Origin of the sequence: Microbacterium sp. SLBN-154, assembly GCF_006715565.1 — a bacterium.
Lineage (GTDB): Bacteria > Actinomycetota > Actinomycetes > Actinomycetales > Microbacteriaceae > Microbacterium.
This window is the reverse complement of record NZ_VFNL01000001.1, coordinates 870,104-882,779: the sequence shown is the minus strand read 5'-3', so window position 1 is coordinate 882,779 and position 12,676 is coordinate 870,104. Positions and strand designations below refer to the sequence as shown.

Here is a 12,676-nt window from a genome sequence, read left to right as displayed (position 1 = left end):
ATGAGACACAGCACACGCCGCGTGCTCGCGGCCGGAGCAGCCGCGCTGACTGCGGCGCTCGTCCTCACCGCCTGCTCGGGCGGCGGCTCTGATTCGGGTTCGGGTGACGCCTCGGGCGGCGGCTCCGACGACGAGCTGACCCCGGTGACGCTCCAGCTGCAGTGGCTGCCGCAGGCGCAGTTCGCCGGCTACTTCGCCGCCGCCGACCAGGGCTTCTTCGAAGAAGAGGGTCTGGAGGTGGAGATCATCCCGTCCGGCGGCGACATCGTGCCGCAGGACGCCCTCGCCGCCGGCGACGTCGACTTCGCCATCGCCTGGGTGCCCAAGGTGCTCGGCTCGATCGAGGCGGGCGCCAACCTCACGAACATCGCCCAGATCTTCCAGCGCTCGGGCACCCTCCAGGTCTCGTGGGCCGACGCGGGCATCGAGTCGGTCGCCGACTTCGAGGGCAAGCGGATCGGCTCGTGGGGGTTCGGCAACGAGTGGGAGATCTTCGCGGCGATGGCCGCCGAGGGTCTGGACTCCACGACCGTGGAGATCATCACGCAGGACTTCAACATGAACGCCTTCCTGCAGGGCGACATCGACGCGGCGCAGGCGATGACCTACAACGAGTACGCCCAGCTGCTCGAGACCGTCGACCCCGACACCGGCGAGCTGTACCAGCCCGAGGACTTCTCGGTCATCAGCTACCAGGACACCGTCGGAGCCATGCTGCAGGACGCCATCTGGGCCGACACCGAGCGTCTGGAGTCCGACGAGGCGTACGCCGAGACGGCCGTGGCGTTCCTGAAGGCCGTCATCAAGGGGTGGGCGTTTGCGCGCGACAATCCCGAGGAGGCCGCCGACATCACCCTCGCGTCGGGGTCGGGCTGGGGCCCGAGCCACGAGCTGTGGATGATGAACGAGACCAACAAGCTCATCTGGCCCGCGGCGGACGGCATCGGAATCATCGACGAAGCGGCGTGGACTCAGACCGTCGAGGGCGCCCTCGCCGCCGTCAACGAGACCGGTGCGCGGCTCATCACCGAAGAGCCTCCGGCGACGGCATACGACAACCAGTACATCCAGCAGGCGCTCGATGAGCTGGAGGCCGACGGCGTCGACGTGTTCGGCGAGTCCTTCGAGCCCATCGAGGTCGAGCTGCAGGAGGGCGGCAACTGATCCACCGCCACCCGCACCATCTTCCGCGAGGCTGCATGTGCACGTCGAGACCGAGCGCGCCGCGATCGGTCTCGACGCCGCAGTGCAGTCTCGCGGGACCTTGGGCCCGGCGCGACGACGCCTGCCTCGCGATCATCGACGTGACCGCCCGAGGCGAGGGGGAAGTGAGGTCAGCTCGTGGCATCAGACAGTCGTGTCACCGTCGTGAACTCCGGCGCGTGGGGCTTCTTCTTCTTCCTGGCGTACATCGGCGCGGCCATCTACTTCGTCTCGGTGTCGGACGGATCGTTCTGGGGGTTCATCCTCGGACTCCTCCAGGCGATCGTGTGGCCGGCGTACGTGCTCTACCACGCGCTCATGCTCCTCGGCGCCTGAGACGGAGCCGGCTCGGCGCGACCCTCTCCCCAACACGCCCGCGATCAGCGAGACTGCATATGCGCGCCGAGACGACGTTCGCCGCAGTGGGTCTCGTCGCCGCAGTGCGGTCTCGCGGGTGAGACCGCACTCATCGATGAGGAGACAGCATGACCACCGACATCCAGACCGATCTCGACGTCCGAGCCAAGGAGCTCGATCGCGCGCATGTCTTCCACTCGTGGTCGGCGCAGGCCGGGCTCGACCTTCCCGTCATCGCCGGCGGGTCGGGGACGACGGTCTGGGATCACGCCGGCAATCGGATGCTGGACTTCTCGAGCCAGCTCGTCAACGTCAACATCGGTCACCAGCATCCCGCGGTGGTCGCCGCCATCCAGGAGCAGGCCGGGCGCCTGGCGACCATCGGTCCCGCGACGGCCAACCTGCAGCGCGGCGAGGCCGCCGCCCGCATCGTCGCCCGCGCCCCCGAGGGGATGAACCGGGTGTTCTTCACCAACGGCGGAGCGGATGCGATCGAGAACGCCATCCGGATGGCGCGCCTCCACGCCGCCGCCAAGGGCGAGGTGGGACGTGAGAAGGTGCTGTCGACCTACCGCTCGTACCACGGCAACACGGGGGCGGCGATCGTCGCGACCGGCGACTGGCGTCGCATCCCGAACGAGTACGCCCGCGGGCACGTGCACTTCTTCGGCCCGTATCTCTACCGCTCGGAGTTCTGGGCGACGACGCCCGAAGAGGAGAGCGCACGGGCGCTCCACCACCTCGAACGCGTCATCCAGGCCGAAGGGCCGGCGAGCATCGCCGCTCTGCTGCTGGAATCTGTGCCCGGCACCGCCGGGGTGCTGCTGCCGCCGCCGGGCTACCTCGCCGGGGTGCGCGAACTCGCCGACCGCTACGGCATCCTCCTCATCCTCGATGAGGTCATGGCGGGCTTCGGACGCACCGGCCGCTGGTTCGCGTTCGACGGCTACGACGTGGTGCCCGACCTCATCACCTTCGCCAAGGGTGTCAACTCCGGCTACGTGCCGGTCGGCGGGGTGATCATCTCCGACGAGATCGCCGCCACGTTCGACGAGCGGGTCTTCCCCGGCGGGCTCACCTACAGCGGACACCCGCTCGCCGCGGCATCCATCATCGCGGCCCTGGATGCGATGGAGTCGGAGGGCATCGTCGACAACGCCCGCCGCATGGGCGCCGAAGCGATCGGCCCTGGGCTCCTCGCCCTCGCCGAGAAGCACGAGGTCATCGGCGAGGTACGCGGCGAGGGCGTGTTCTGGGCGATGGAGCTGGTCGCCGACCGCGAGACCCGCGAGCCGCTGCCGGCCTCGGGCATCGGCGCGCTGAAGAAAGACCTGATGGCGCGGGGCCTGCTGCCGTTCACCGCCGACAACCGCATCCACGTCGTGCCGCCCTGCGTGGTCACCGCCGACGAGGTCGCCGAAGCGCTGGAGATCTACGACGCCGCGCTCGCGACCGTGCGCCTCTGACGACACACTCGAACCACGTGTCCCTCACGAGGGGACCCACCGAAAGGATGAGATGACCGACACCACGACTCTGGAGCAGACGACGCCGTCCGCGACCGCGATCCTCGATCACTGGGTGGGAGGCGCCCCCTGGGCGGGAGCGGGCGACCGCACCGGCCCGGTGTACAACCCCGCGCTCGGCGCGGTGCAGAAGGAGGTGCGCTTCGCCACCGCCGACGACGTCGACCACGTCGTCCAGGTCGCCTCGGCTGCCGCAGCGGAGTGGAAGAACGCCAGCATCGCCAAACGGCAGCAGGTGATGTTCGCCTTCCGCGAGCTGGTCAATCAGCGCAAGGACGAGCTCGCCGCGATCCTCACCTCCGAGCACGGCAAGGTGATCTCCGACGCGCAGGGCGAGATCGCGCGCGGCCTCGAGGTCGTGGAGTTCGCGTGCGGCCTGGGTCACCTGACCAAGGGCGCGTACTCCGAGAACGTCTCGACCGGCATCGACGTGTACACCCTGCGTCAGCCCCTCGGCGTCGTCGGGATCATCAGCCCGTTCAACTTCCCCGCGATGGTGCCGATGTGGTTCTTCGCGATCGCCCTCGCAGCGGGGAACGCCGTGGTGCTCAAGCCCAGCGAGAAGGACCCGACGGCGGCGAACTGGATGGCCGAGCGCCTCACCGAGGCGGGCCTGCCCGACGGCGTGCTCAACGTCGTCCACGGCGACAAGGTGGCCGTGGACGCCCTGCTCGAACACCCCGAGGTCCGCGCGATCTCGTTCGTCGGGTCCACCCCGATCGCCCGTTACGTCTACGAGACCGGAACCCGCCACGGCAAGCGCGTGCAGGCCCTCGGCGGGGCGAAGAACCACATGCTGGTCCTCCCCGACGCCGACCTCGACCTCGCCGCCGATGCAGCGGTGAACGCCGGCTTCGGATCGGCGGGCGAGCGGTGCATGGCGATCTCGGTCGTCCTCGCCGTCGACGCCGTCGCCGACGCGCTGGTGGCGAAGATCTCGGAGCGGATGGCGACGCTGCGCACCGGCGACGGCACGCGCGGCTGCGACATGGGTCCGGTGATCACCGCCGCGCACCGCGACAAGGTCTCGTCGTACGTCGACGTCGCCGCCGGGGACGGCGCGGACGTCGTGGTCGACGGACGCGGCATCGAGGTCGACGGCGACCCCAACGGATTCTGGGTCGGACCGACCCTCATCGACAGGGTGCCCACCTCCTCGGCGGCGTACCGCGACGAGATCTTCGGACCGGTGCTCTCGGTCGTGCGCGTGGACGGCTACGAGGAGGGACTGGAGCTGATCAACTCCGGCGCCTTCGGCAACGGCACCGCGATCTTCACCAACGACGGGGGCGCAGCCCGGCGGTTCCAGCACGAGGTGCAGGTGGGGATGATCGGCGTGAACGTGCCGATCCCGGTGCCGGTCGCCTACCACTCCTTCGGCGGGTGGAAGGCGTCGCTGTTCGGCGACGCCAAGGCGTACGGCCCGCACGGGTTCGACTTCTTCACGCAGGAGAAGGCGGTGACGAGCCGGTGGCTCGACCCGTCGCACGGGGGCATCAACCTGGGCTTCCCCCAGCACTCCTGACGCGAGACGCCCTCCACCCTCCTTCGCGAGAGTGCATCTGGGCGCCGAGAATCCGGGGTCTTCCCGCATCCTCGGCGCCCCGTTGCACTCTCGCGGATGAGGAAGGGGAGGCGGGCGGCGCGGGGTCAGTCGGGGCGCGGTGCGAAGACCGTCAGCGCGGCGGCGACCGCGGTGAAGCGCAGCGTGAACTCCTCGCCGCGCGGCTCCTCCAGCTCGCCGTCGTGCACCCACACCTCGGGGTGGCCCGGCCCCGGCCGCACGGTCATCTCGAATCCGGTCTCGAGGAGGCGTTCGACGTCGCGCTCGGCGGGCATGAGCCGCACCGCGCGCAGGACCGCCGCCGTCCGCTTGCCGAAGGCGAGCGAGGCGATCGCGCGGAGACGCGTGCCGCGGGCGTGATGGATGCGGATGTCGAGGACGGGATCCTCGAGGTTCTCGCGCTGCATCGTCGCGACCCGCTTCGGGTCGTTCGTTCCCACGCCGACGAAGACCGACCAGACGCGCGCGCGCCGGCCGTCGCGGATGACCACGAGCGGCTCGGCGGTGCGCATCGTCCGCCACGCGGCGACGATGCCGCCGAGCCACTTCCCGAGCCGCCGACGCCGTTTGTCGCGCTCCTCGATCAGCTCGGGATAGGCGCCGACCGACGCGGCGTTGAGGGCGAGCACCGATTCCCCCTCGCCTTCGCGGACCTCCATCGCGCTCACCTCGACGGTGTCACCCGCGAGAAACGCCTCGACCGCGATCTCGACGTCCTCGAGGCCTGCCGACCGGGCGAAGTGGTTGAAGGTGCCCCCCGGCATCACCAGCAGCGGGACGCCGTGCTGCCGAGCCAGGCCCGCCATGCGCGAGACCGATCCGTCTCCGCCGTAGATGCCGAGCGCCGTCGGCGCGTCGCCTCCCGCGAACGCCGCGTCGACGACATCCGCCAGATCCTCACCCTCGTCCAACTCGTGCACGCGCGCCGCGGGAAGGCGCTCGGCGAACAGCTCGGCGGGGTCGGTGCGGATCACCGCTGTCCCCGACCGGCTGTTGCGGAGGATGAGCAGGCCCGAACCGTCGGTCGTCATCCGTCGACCGTACCCCGCGGCACCCGGATCGGCCGGTTCTCGTAGAAGGTCTGCAGCACGACGGTGGTGCGGGTGTTCACCTGGGCGGCGGCACGGATGTCGCGGATCAGCGCCTCGAGATGGCGCGGGCTCTCGACGCGGACGAAGAGGATGTAGCTGGCGTCGCCGGCGATGGAATGGCAGGCCTCGATCTCGGCGAGGTGCTCCAGTCGCTCGGGGGCGTCGTCGGGCTGACCGGGGTCGAGCGGGGTGATCTCCACGAACGCCGAGAGGGGCTTGCCGACCGCTTCGGCGTCGACCTGCGCCCGATACCCGGTGATGACGCCACGCGCCTCCAGGCGCCGCAGGCGGGTCTGCACCGCCGACACCGAAAGGCCGACCGCGGCGGACAGCTCGGCCAGCGTCGCGCGGGCGTTGGCGCTCACGACCGAGACGATGCCGACGTCGATGTCGTCGTCGAGGCGGGTTCCCGGGCCGTGCGCTTCGCCTCCGGTCATGCCCTGAGCGTAGCAGTGCGCCCGGGGTCGACAGGATTTCCTCCTGTCAGAATGTTGCTAGGCAGGAATGTTTCCTATACTGAGGCGCATGAGCACCGTCATCCCTGCGCCCGCGGCATCCTTGTCCGCGTCCGGAGTCGAGACCTCGTCGGAGTGGCTGGCCCTGAAAGCGGCAGCCATCGAGATCCAGGGCCTCCAAGTGAAGGACGGCTCGATTCCCGATCCGCAGGTGCACGCGCGGGCCCGCGAGCTCGTGACCGCCGTCGCCGAGGCCATCACCGCCCTCGCACCGCGCTTCCCCCACGACGAGGACTATCTCGCGGCATCCGTCGTCGACCTCCGACGCTGGGCCGACGGCGGCTTCGCCGAGCCGGACTTCCTCGACTCCCTGGTCGCCTTCCAGCCGCAGCAGCACCGGGTCGACGGCTTGCGCCACCTCGTCGTCTTCCCGATGTACACGCAGAACGGCTCACCGAACCGGCACCTGGAAGCCGTCCTCGTCGAGGTGATCTGGCCCGAGTTCATCGCCCAGCTCGAGACCGAGTACACCAACCGCCTCTTCCTGTCGCTGCGGCTGCTGGATTTCACCCCCGGTTACGACACCAACAGCGCGGTGCTCTTCCCCGAGACGGTGGCGATGCGCGAGATCCCGACCTTCACCTGGGGCGCGATCTTCCAGGACCGTGAGGCCGCCCGCTATCGCCGGGTCACCCGGGCCGCCGCCGAGATCACGAAGCTCGAGCTGCCCGCCGATGCCGCGCGCATGCTCGACGACCAGCGGCTGACCGAGAAGACCTTCGTCATGTGGGACCTCATCCACGACCGCACCCACATGCGCGGCGACCTGCCCTTCGACCCGTTCATGATCAAGCAGCGCATGCCGTACTTCCTCTACTCGCTGGAGGAACTGCGGTGCGACCTCACCGCCTTCCGCGAGTGCGTCGCTCTCACCGCGCGGCTGCGGGCGCGGGTCGAGGCCGGCGAGACGCTCGACGACACCGACGCCGAGACGCTCGAGCACGCGGTGCTGGTGCAGTACGCGGTGATCTTCGACCGCATCTTCCGCTTCGCCATCACCGGCTCGCGGGTGCGCAACTACGACGGACTCGGCGGCCAGCTGCTGTTCGCGTGGCTCCACCAGCGCGGTGTGCTGCAGTGGACCGACACGTCGCTCGCCTTCGACTGGGACGGCGTGCCCGCCGCGGTCGTCGCCCTCGGCGACGCGATCGACGAGCTGTACTGGCGCTCGATCGACCGGCCGAAGACCGCCCACTGGCTGGCCGCCTACGATCTGGTGCGCCAGACCCTCACCCCGCACCCCGCGTCGCGCTGGGCACGGGGCCTGCCCGACGACATCCTCTCGGGAGCGCCGAAGGGCTACACCGACGCGGTTCTGGATGACGAGTTCCCGCTGTCGATGTTCTACGAGGCCCTGGAGAAGAAGATGCGTCCGGTGATCGAGTCGACCGCCGGAATCCGGGGGACGGATGACTGACACCGTCGCCGGCCGGGTCGTGCTGCTCGCCGGCGGCACGAGCACGGTCGGTCGGGTGGCGGCCGAGGCCCTCGTCGCCGCGGGGGCGCACGTGGTCGTCGCCGGCCGCGACCCCGACAAGCTCGCCGCCCTCGCGTCCGCCGTTCCCGGCGTGTCGACCGAGACGGTCGACCTCAGCGACGAGGCGGAGGTCCGCGAATTCGCACAGCGGCTGCACGCCGCGCACGGCCGCCTCGACGGCATCCTCCATCTCGTCGGGGGGTGGCGCGGCGGCGGCGGGCTGGCCGGGCAGAGCGACCACGATTACCGCGTGCTCGAGACCTCGCTCACCGCGCTTCGCCACACCACGCGCGCGTTCTTCGACGATCTGGTGGCCTCCCCCGTCGGGCGGCTGGCGATGATCTCCTCGACGGCGGTCGCGCGGCCCCTCGCCGGCGGTGCGAATTACGCCGCGGTGAAGGCGGCGAGCGAGGCATGGACCCGTGCCGTCGCGCAGGGCCTGGCGAAGGCGGCGAGGGATGCCGGCGAGCCGGCGTCGAGCGCCGCGGTGATCTTCCGCGTGAAGAGCCTCGAGGGTCTCGAGGAGCGCGTCGCCACCGCGTTCGTCTCGCTGTTCGCCGCCGAGGCGTCGTCGGTGAACGACGAGGTCGTCACGCTCGACGCCTGATCCGTGCGCCTAGGCTTGATCGACGTGACGACCATCCACGACACCGCCGTGCGCGGCTTCGCCTCGGACAACTACTCCGGCATCCACCCCGAGGTGCTCGCGGCCATCGCCGCCGCCAACGAGGGCCACCAGATCTCCTACGGCGAGGACGTCTACACCGAACGTCTCCAGCAGGTGTTCACCGCCCACTTCGGCGAGGGCGTCGAGGCGTTCCCGGTGTTCAACGGCACCGGGGCCAACGTGGTGGGTCTGCAGTCGATGCTCCCCCGCTGGGGCGCGGTGATCGCGGCATCCAGCGCGCACATCAACGTCGACGAGGGCGGCGCGCCCGAACGGGTCGCGGGGATCAAGCTCCTCACCGTCCCCACCGATGACGGCAAGCTCACCCCGGAACTGATCGACCGCGAGGCGTGGGGCTGGGGCGACGAGCACCGCGCCCAGCCGCTCGTCGTCTCGATCACGCAGTCCACCGAGCTCGGCACCCTGTACACCCCGGACGAGATCCGGGCGATCGCCGACCACATCCACCCGCTCGGGATGCGGCTGCACCTCGACGGGGCGCGCATCGCCAACGCCGCCGCCGCGCTCGATCTCCCGGTGCGGGCGTTCACGCGCGACGTCGGCGTCGACGTGGTGAGCTTCGGCGGCACCAAGAACGGTGCGATGCTGGGCGAGGCGATCGTCGTGCTCGACCCGGAGGCCTCGGCGGGGCTGACCTATCTGCGCAAGCTCAACATGCAGCTCGCGAGCAAGATGCGCTTCGTCTCGGCGCAGCTGGTGGCCCTCCTGGAGGGCGATCTGTGGCTGCGGAACGCCCGTCACGCCAACGCCATGGCCCAGCGCCTGCGCGGCGGGGTCGAGGCGGGCCTGGCCGACGGGGCCATCGCCGGGGTGGAGTTCACCCAGCCCACCCAGGCCAACGGCGTCTTCGCGATCCTCCCCGAGGGGGTCGCCGACCAGCTGCGACAGAAGTTCCGCTTCTACGACTGGGACGCCGCCCGCCGCGAGGTGCGCTGGATGTGCTCGTTCGACACCACCGAGGCAGACGTCGACGCCTTCGTGGTGGAGCTGTCGCGCCTGACCCGCGACGCCTGATCAGCCGGGCGCGAGCGCGACGACGACCACGACGGCGAGGCTGAGGAGCCCGGCCCCGGACGCACAGAGGGTGAGCGCCAGCAGGAGGCCGGCCCCCGGCATCCGCCCCCGATCGCCCTCGCGGCGCAGGATGCCGTTGACGGCGCGGTACCGCCGCTCGGCGGACACCCAGAGCGCGCCGGAGGCGACCAGGCCCGCCACGCCCACCAGCACCCACCAGGCGCTGCCGAAGACGGCCGGGATGAGACGCATCGCCACGATCGAGCCGACGCCGAACGCGAGGGCCGTGCGGCGCCACGCGAGCTCGGTGCGTTCGGGCTGGAGGCCGGGGTCGAACAGCGTGCTCATGCCAGCAGGATCGACAGCAGCACCAAGGCCCCGGCGACCGTGACGGCGGCGGCGATCACGGGCCCGAGAAGCGACGACGGCAGGGGCTCGGCCTCGCGGAGCGCCCTCTCGGTGCGGATCCAGCTCAGCCAGGCGAGGCCGGGGACGGCAACCCCGACGATCACCAGCACCAGGCTCGCTGCCAGCCGCAGTCCCGGGTGGAGTTGCAGCCCGAGGAGTTCGAGGGCGACCCCGCCGGCGATGAGGGCGAGCGCGGTGCGGATCCAGGCAAGGAAGGTGCGCTCGTTGGCGAGGGTGAAGCGTGCGTCGGGCTCGGCGCCGTAACGGAACACGGCGGCCGGGAAGCGGCGGCGGCCACGAGGATCACGCGGGGTCGACACGGTTCCACCCTAGGTCCGCCGCCTTCGACCCGGTGTTCAGCGGGCCTCCTTGCGGCGTGCGTAGGCGGCGGCGCTCCGGCTCGACAGCGCGAGCAGAATGAGGATGTCGATTCCCAGCGAGACGTAGGTGGTGGTGATCTCGATCTCCTGACCCTCCGACCACCACCGCGCGAAGGCGACGGAGATGGTGAGGACGGCGAAGACCATGATCAGCACCCGGGCCCAGTTCACACCGAGGAAGACCAGGAGCGCGAGCGTCGCCTCGATCGCCAGGAAGACCCCGCCGAATGCGGCGAAGAGAAGGAAGGTGCTCTGCTCCACGCGCCGGGGCACGTCGTCGCCGCCGATGATCGCCGCGACCTCGCCCACCCACTCCGGCCACACCCCCGACGAGGCGATGATCCATGCCGCACCGGCGAGGACGCCGAGGACGATGAGCAGCGTGCCCGCGATGATCGCAGGCGGCCGCTTCATGTTCGGGTCGGAGCCCGGAGCCTGGAGCAGGCGCTCGGCAGGTTCGAAGGCGACCCGCTTCTTGGGATGCTCGCTGTGCCTCATGCGCTCACCTCGCCTTGCACCGGGTCCGAGGGGACCGGCACGGCGCGGACGTCGACGACCGGCAGGTCGCCGTCGGTGCGGATGCTGTCGCCGCCGCCGTTTCGCGAGTGGTAGCCCGTGGAGAAGTCGGCGATGATGCTCACCGTCACCTGCGGTGCCCCTTCGCGCAGCGAACGGACGATGTGGTCGCGCTCGATGTCGGTGTCGGCATCGATGCGGTGGGTGATCTGCAGCGTGAACAGCGACAGCCCGACCGCGGTGTCGAAGGTCCCGGCGGCGAGCCAGTCGACGCGGTAGCCGCCCGGAAGCAGCCAGTCGTCGGGGCAGCGCCAGAAGCGCACGTGGTGGCGCTTGGCGGGATTTCCGTCGACCTCCTGCTGGAAGGCGAAGTCCTGCTGACGCCCGAAGAGGAACAGGGGGCTCACGGGCGCCTCCCCGTAGCTGCGGCGGGTGAGGGTCGAGGTGACGATGCGCCACGAGGAGGCGAGGGTGACGGGGTCGGCCTCGGTCCAGCGCGCCGCGCGCAGGGCGGCCTTGATCTGCTCGGCCTCGCCGACGAAGGCGAGGTTGACCGGGTCGCCCAGGAGCCCGTCGCTCGTGCGGGTGCGGCCGATGAAGTAGTCGGGCACGTAGATCGTGGTGAGGATGCGGTGAAGGCGCGGCAGCACGAGGTAGGCGAGCAGCACCCAGAACGCGATCGCCACGAGGATGCCCCACCAGCCGACGCGGAACGACTCGGTGAGGCTGAGGTAGGCGAGCCAGATGGCGGCGAGACCGGCGAAGACGAAGAAGAACCAGTCGACCGCGACGCCCCGGGACACGCGGCGTCGCCGCGCCCGCTCCGACCTCGGCGTCATCCCGATCAGCCCCAGATCGGCCGCGACGGCTCGAAGGCGAAGGCGTCGGCAACGGTGTCGGGCGAGACATCCTCCAGACGCGAGGGCGTCCACCGCGGCGACCGGTCTTTGTCGACGAGCTGAGCGCGGATGCCTTCGACGAGGTCGGGCTGGGTCGCGGCGAACCACAGCACCAGGCCGTACTCCTGCGCGAGCGCGGCACGAAGATCGGGAAGCGTGCGGGCGCGGCGTACCGCCTCGAGCGTCACCGCGAGCGCGGTGGGCGAGAGCTCGCCCAGCGTGTCAGCGGTCGCCGCCGCCGAGGGTTCGGGTCGGGCGCGAAGGCGCTCGACGATCTCGACCACGGTGTCCGCGGCGAAGGCGTCATCGATCCACGGGCGCGCGGCGGCGAGCGACGGAGCCCCGGCGGTGTCGTCGAACAGCAGCACGATCTCGGTCGGGCTGGCCGGGTCGGCGCGGTTCTGAAGAGCCTCCCGCAGGGGCTCGAGGTTGTCGGCGACCACGAGGTGATCGGCGAAGCCGGCGTAGAGGGCGTCGGCGGCATCCATCGGGCGCCCGGTGAGCGCGAGGTATTCGCCCACGCGGCCGGGGGCGCGGGCGAGCAGCCACGAGCCCCCCACATCCGGGGTGAAGCCGATCCGGGTCTCGGGCATCGCCAGCTGCGAGCGCTCGGTGACCACGCGCACCGCAGCATGCCCCGCGAGTCCGATACCGCCCCCCATCGTGGCGCCGTCGGCGAGGGCGACGATCGGCTTGGGGTACTCGGCGATCCGCGCGTTCAGCGCGTACTCGGCGCGGAAGAAGACGCCCGCGGCATCCGGATCGCCGCCGATGATCTGCTCGCGCAGGCCCCGCACATCCCCCCCGGCGCAGAATCCCCGCTCGCCGGCGCCATCGAGCACGACGAGATCCACCCCGGGATGACGCTCCCAGGCGTCCAGCGCCGCGTGCAGGTCGTGGATCATGCCGAGGTCGAGCGCGTTGATGGCCCGCGGGCGGTTGAGCGTGAGGTGACCGAGACCGTTGGCGATGCGGGTGAGCACGTGAGAACGGTCGGTGTCGGTCACACTGCCACGTTACCGGCCGCGGGCCTTTTCG

At 70.7% G+C, this 12,676-nt stretch carries 14 protein-coding genes; 7 read left to right on the top strand and 7 right to left on the bottom strand.

All coding sequences use genetic code 11. The annotated features are described in order from the left end of the window. The 4 genes from FBY40_RS04455 (at position 1) to FBY40_RS04440 (ending at position 4,611) form a co-directional block, all read left to right on the top strand. Positions 1-1,164, top strand: a complete 1,164-nt coding sequence (locus FBY40_RS04455; protein ID WP_141936749.1) for an ABC transporter substrate-binding protein — start codon at positions 1-3, stop codon at positions 1,162-1,164. 177 nt (positions 1,165-1,341) lie between these two features. Next, the gene (locus tag FBY40_RS04450; RefSeq protein WP_141936747.1) at positions 1,342-1,539 is read left to right on the top strand and encodes a hypothetical protein; all 198 of its coding nucleotides are present in this window, start codon (positions 1,342-1,344) and stop codon (positions 1,537-1,539) included. Between the two features lie 149 nt (positions 1,540-1,688). Next, positions 1,689-3,026, top strand: coding sequence for an aspartate aminotransferase family protein (locus tag FBY40_RS04445; RefSeq protein ID WP_141936744.1), 1,338 nt, complete (start codon positions 1,689-1,691; stop codon positions 3,024-3,026). Positions 3,027-3,078: 52 nt separating this feature from the next. Continuing rightward, positions 3,079-4,611 (top strand): CoA-acylating methylmalonate-semialdehyde dehydrogenase, encoded by a 1,533-nt coding sequence (locus FBY40_RS04440; protein WP_141936742.1) that lies wholly within the window; start codon positions 3,079-3,081, stop codon positions 4,609-4,611. A gap of 125 nt (positions 4,612-4,736) precedes the next feature. Here the strand turns inward: FBY40_RS04440 and FBY40_RS04435 are convergent, their stop codons facing one another. Both FBY40_RS04435 and FBY40_RS04430 read right to left on the bottom strand, forming a co-directional pair. Next, positions 4,737-5,681 (bottom strand): diacylglycerol/lipid kinase family protein, encoded by a 945-nt coding sequence (locus FBY40_RS04435; RefSeq protein WP_235014566.1) that lies wholly within the window; start codon positions 5,679-5,681, stop codon positions 4,737-4,739. Then, complete coding sequence (locus FBY40_RS04430) at positions 5,678-6,178, bottom strand: Lrp/AsnC family transcriptional regulator (RefSeq protein WP_141936740.1); 501 nt, start codon at positions 6,176-6,178, stop codon at positions 5,678-5,680. Before FBY40_RS04430 ends, FBY40_RS04435 begins: the two co-directional genes overlap by 4 nt. An 88-nt stretch (positions 6,179-6,266) precedes the next feature. Between FBY40_RS04430 and FBY40_RS04425 the strand changes: the two genes are divergently transcribed. The 3 genes from FBY40_RS04425 to FBY40_RS04415 are packed head-to-tail and all read left to right on the top strand — an operon-like array spanning position 6,267 to position 9,435. Then, entirely contained in the window at positions 6,267-7,673 is a 1,407-nt protein-coding gene (locus FBY40_RS04425; protein ID WP_141936738.1) for a DUF6421 family protein, read from the top strand. After that, the gene (locus FBY40_RS04420; RefSeq protein WP_141936736.1) at positions 7,666-8,340 is read left to right on the top strand and encodes an SDR family NAD(P)-dependent oxidoreductase; all 675 of its coding nucleotides are present in this window, start codon (positions 7,666-7,668) and stop codon (positions 8,338-8,340) included. The genes FBY40_RS04425 and FBY40_RS04420 overlap by 8 nt, the downstream gene beginning before the upstream one ends. Positions 8,341-8,364: 24 nt before the next feature. Then, on the top strand, positions 8,365-9,435 hold the full coding sequence (locus FBY40_RS04415) for a threonine aldolase family protein (RefSeq protein ID WP_141936734.1): 1,071 nt from the start codon (positions 8,365-8,367) through the stop codon (positions 9,433-9,435). Here FBY40_RS04415 and FBY40_RS04410 read toward each other — a convergent pair whose 3' ends face one another. From FBY40_RS04410 to FBY40_RS04390, 5 genes are read right to left on the bottom strand one after another with little or no spacing between them, the layout of a single operon-like run. Continuing rightward, a complete protein-coding gene (locus FBY40_RS04410) occupies positions 9,436-9,783 on the bottom strand; it encodes a DUF202 domain-containing protein (protein WP_141936732.1) in 348 nt (115 codons plus the stop codon). Beyond that, positions 9,780-10,163 (bottom strand): YidH family protein, encoded by a 384-nt coding sequence (locus FBY40_RS04405; RefSeq protein ID WP_141936730.1) that lies wholly within the window; start codon positions 10,161-10,163, stop codon positions 9,780-9,782. Before FBY40_RS04405 ends, FBY40_RS04410 begins: the two co-directional genes overlap by 4 nt. 36 nt (positions 10,164-10,199) lie before the next feature. After that, positions 10,200-10,721, bottom strand: a complete 522-nt coding sequence (locus tag FBY40_RS04400) for a hypothetical protein (protein ID WP_141936728.1) — start codon at positions 10,719-10,721, stop codon at positions 10,200-10,202. Continuing rightward, the gene (locus FBY40_RS04395; protein WP_141936726.1) at positions 10,718-11,578 is read right to left on the bottom strand and encodes an LssY C-terminal domain-containing protein; all 861 of its coding nucleotides are present in this window, start codon (positions 11,576-11,578) and stop codon (positions 10,718-10,720) included. Before FBY40_RS04395 ends, FBY40_RS04400 begins: the two co-directional genes overlap by 4 nt. 5 nt (positions 11,579-11,583) lie before the next feature. Next, the gene (locus FBY40_RS04390; RefSeq protein ID WP_141936724.1) at positions 11,584-12,645 is read right to left on the bottom strand and encodes an enoyl-CoA hydratase/isomerase family protein; all 1,062 of its coding nucleotides are present in this window, start codon (positions 12,643-12,645) and stop codon (positions 11,584-11,586) included. Positions 12,646-12,676: the final 31 nt, after the last annotated feature.

Excerpts from the sequence above, each read along its gene's own strand:
- FBY40_RS04395 (WP_141936726.1), bottom strand. The coding sequence starts at position 11,578 with ATGACGCCGAGGTCGGAGCGGGCGCGGCGACGCCGCGTGTCCCGGGGC.
- FBY40_RS04400 (WP_141936728.1), bottom strand. The coding sequence starts at position 10,721 with ATGAGGCACAGCGAGCATCCCAAGAAGCGGGTCGCCTTCGAACCTGCC.
- FBY40_RS04410 (WP_141936732.1), bottom strand. The coding sequence starts at position 9,783 with ATGAGCACGCTGTTCGACCCCGGCCTCCAGCCCGAACGCACCGAGCTC.
- FBY40_RS04445 (WP_141936744.1), top strand. The coding sequence starts at position 1,689 with ATGACCACCGACATCCAGACCGATCTCGACGTCCGAGCCAAGGAGCTC.
- FBY40_RS04455 (WP_141936749.1), top strand. The coding sequence starts at position 1 with ATGAGACACAGCACACGCCGCGTGCTCGCGGCCGGAGCAGCCGCGCTG.
- FBY40_RS04435 (WP_235014566.1), bottom strand. The coding sequence starts at position 5,681 with ATGACGACCGACGGTTCGGGCCTGCTCATCCTCCGCAACAGCCGGTCG.
- FBY40_RS04425 (WP_141936738.1), top strand. The coding sequence starts at position 6,267 with ATGAGCACCGTCATCCCTGCGCCCGCGGCATCCTTGTCCGCGTCCGGA.
- FBY40_RS04440 (WP_141936742.1), top strand. The coding sequence starts at position 3,079 with ATGACCGACACCACGACTCTGGAGCAGACGACGCCGTCCGCGACCGCG.
- FBY40_RS04430 (WP_141936740.1), bottom strand. The coding sequence starts at position 6,178 with ATGACCGGAGGCGAAGCGCACGGCCCGGGAACCCGCCTCGACGACGAC.
- FBY40_RS04420 (WP_141936736.1), top strand. The coding sequence starts at position 7,666 with ATGACTGACACCGTCGCCGGCCGGGTCGTGCTGCTCGCCGGCGGCACG.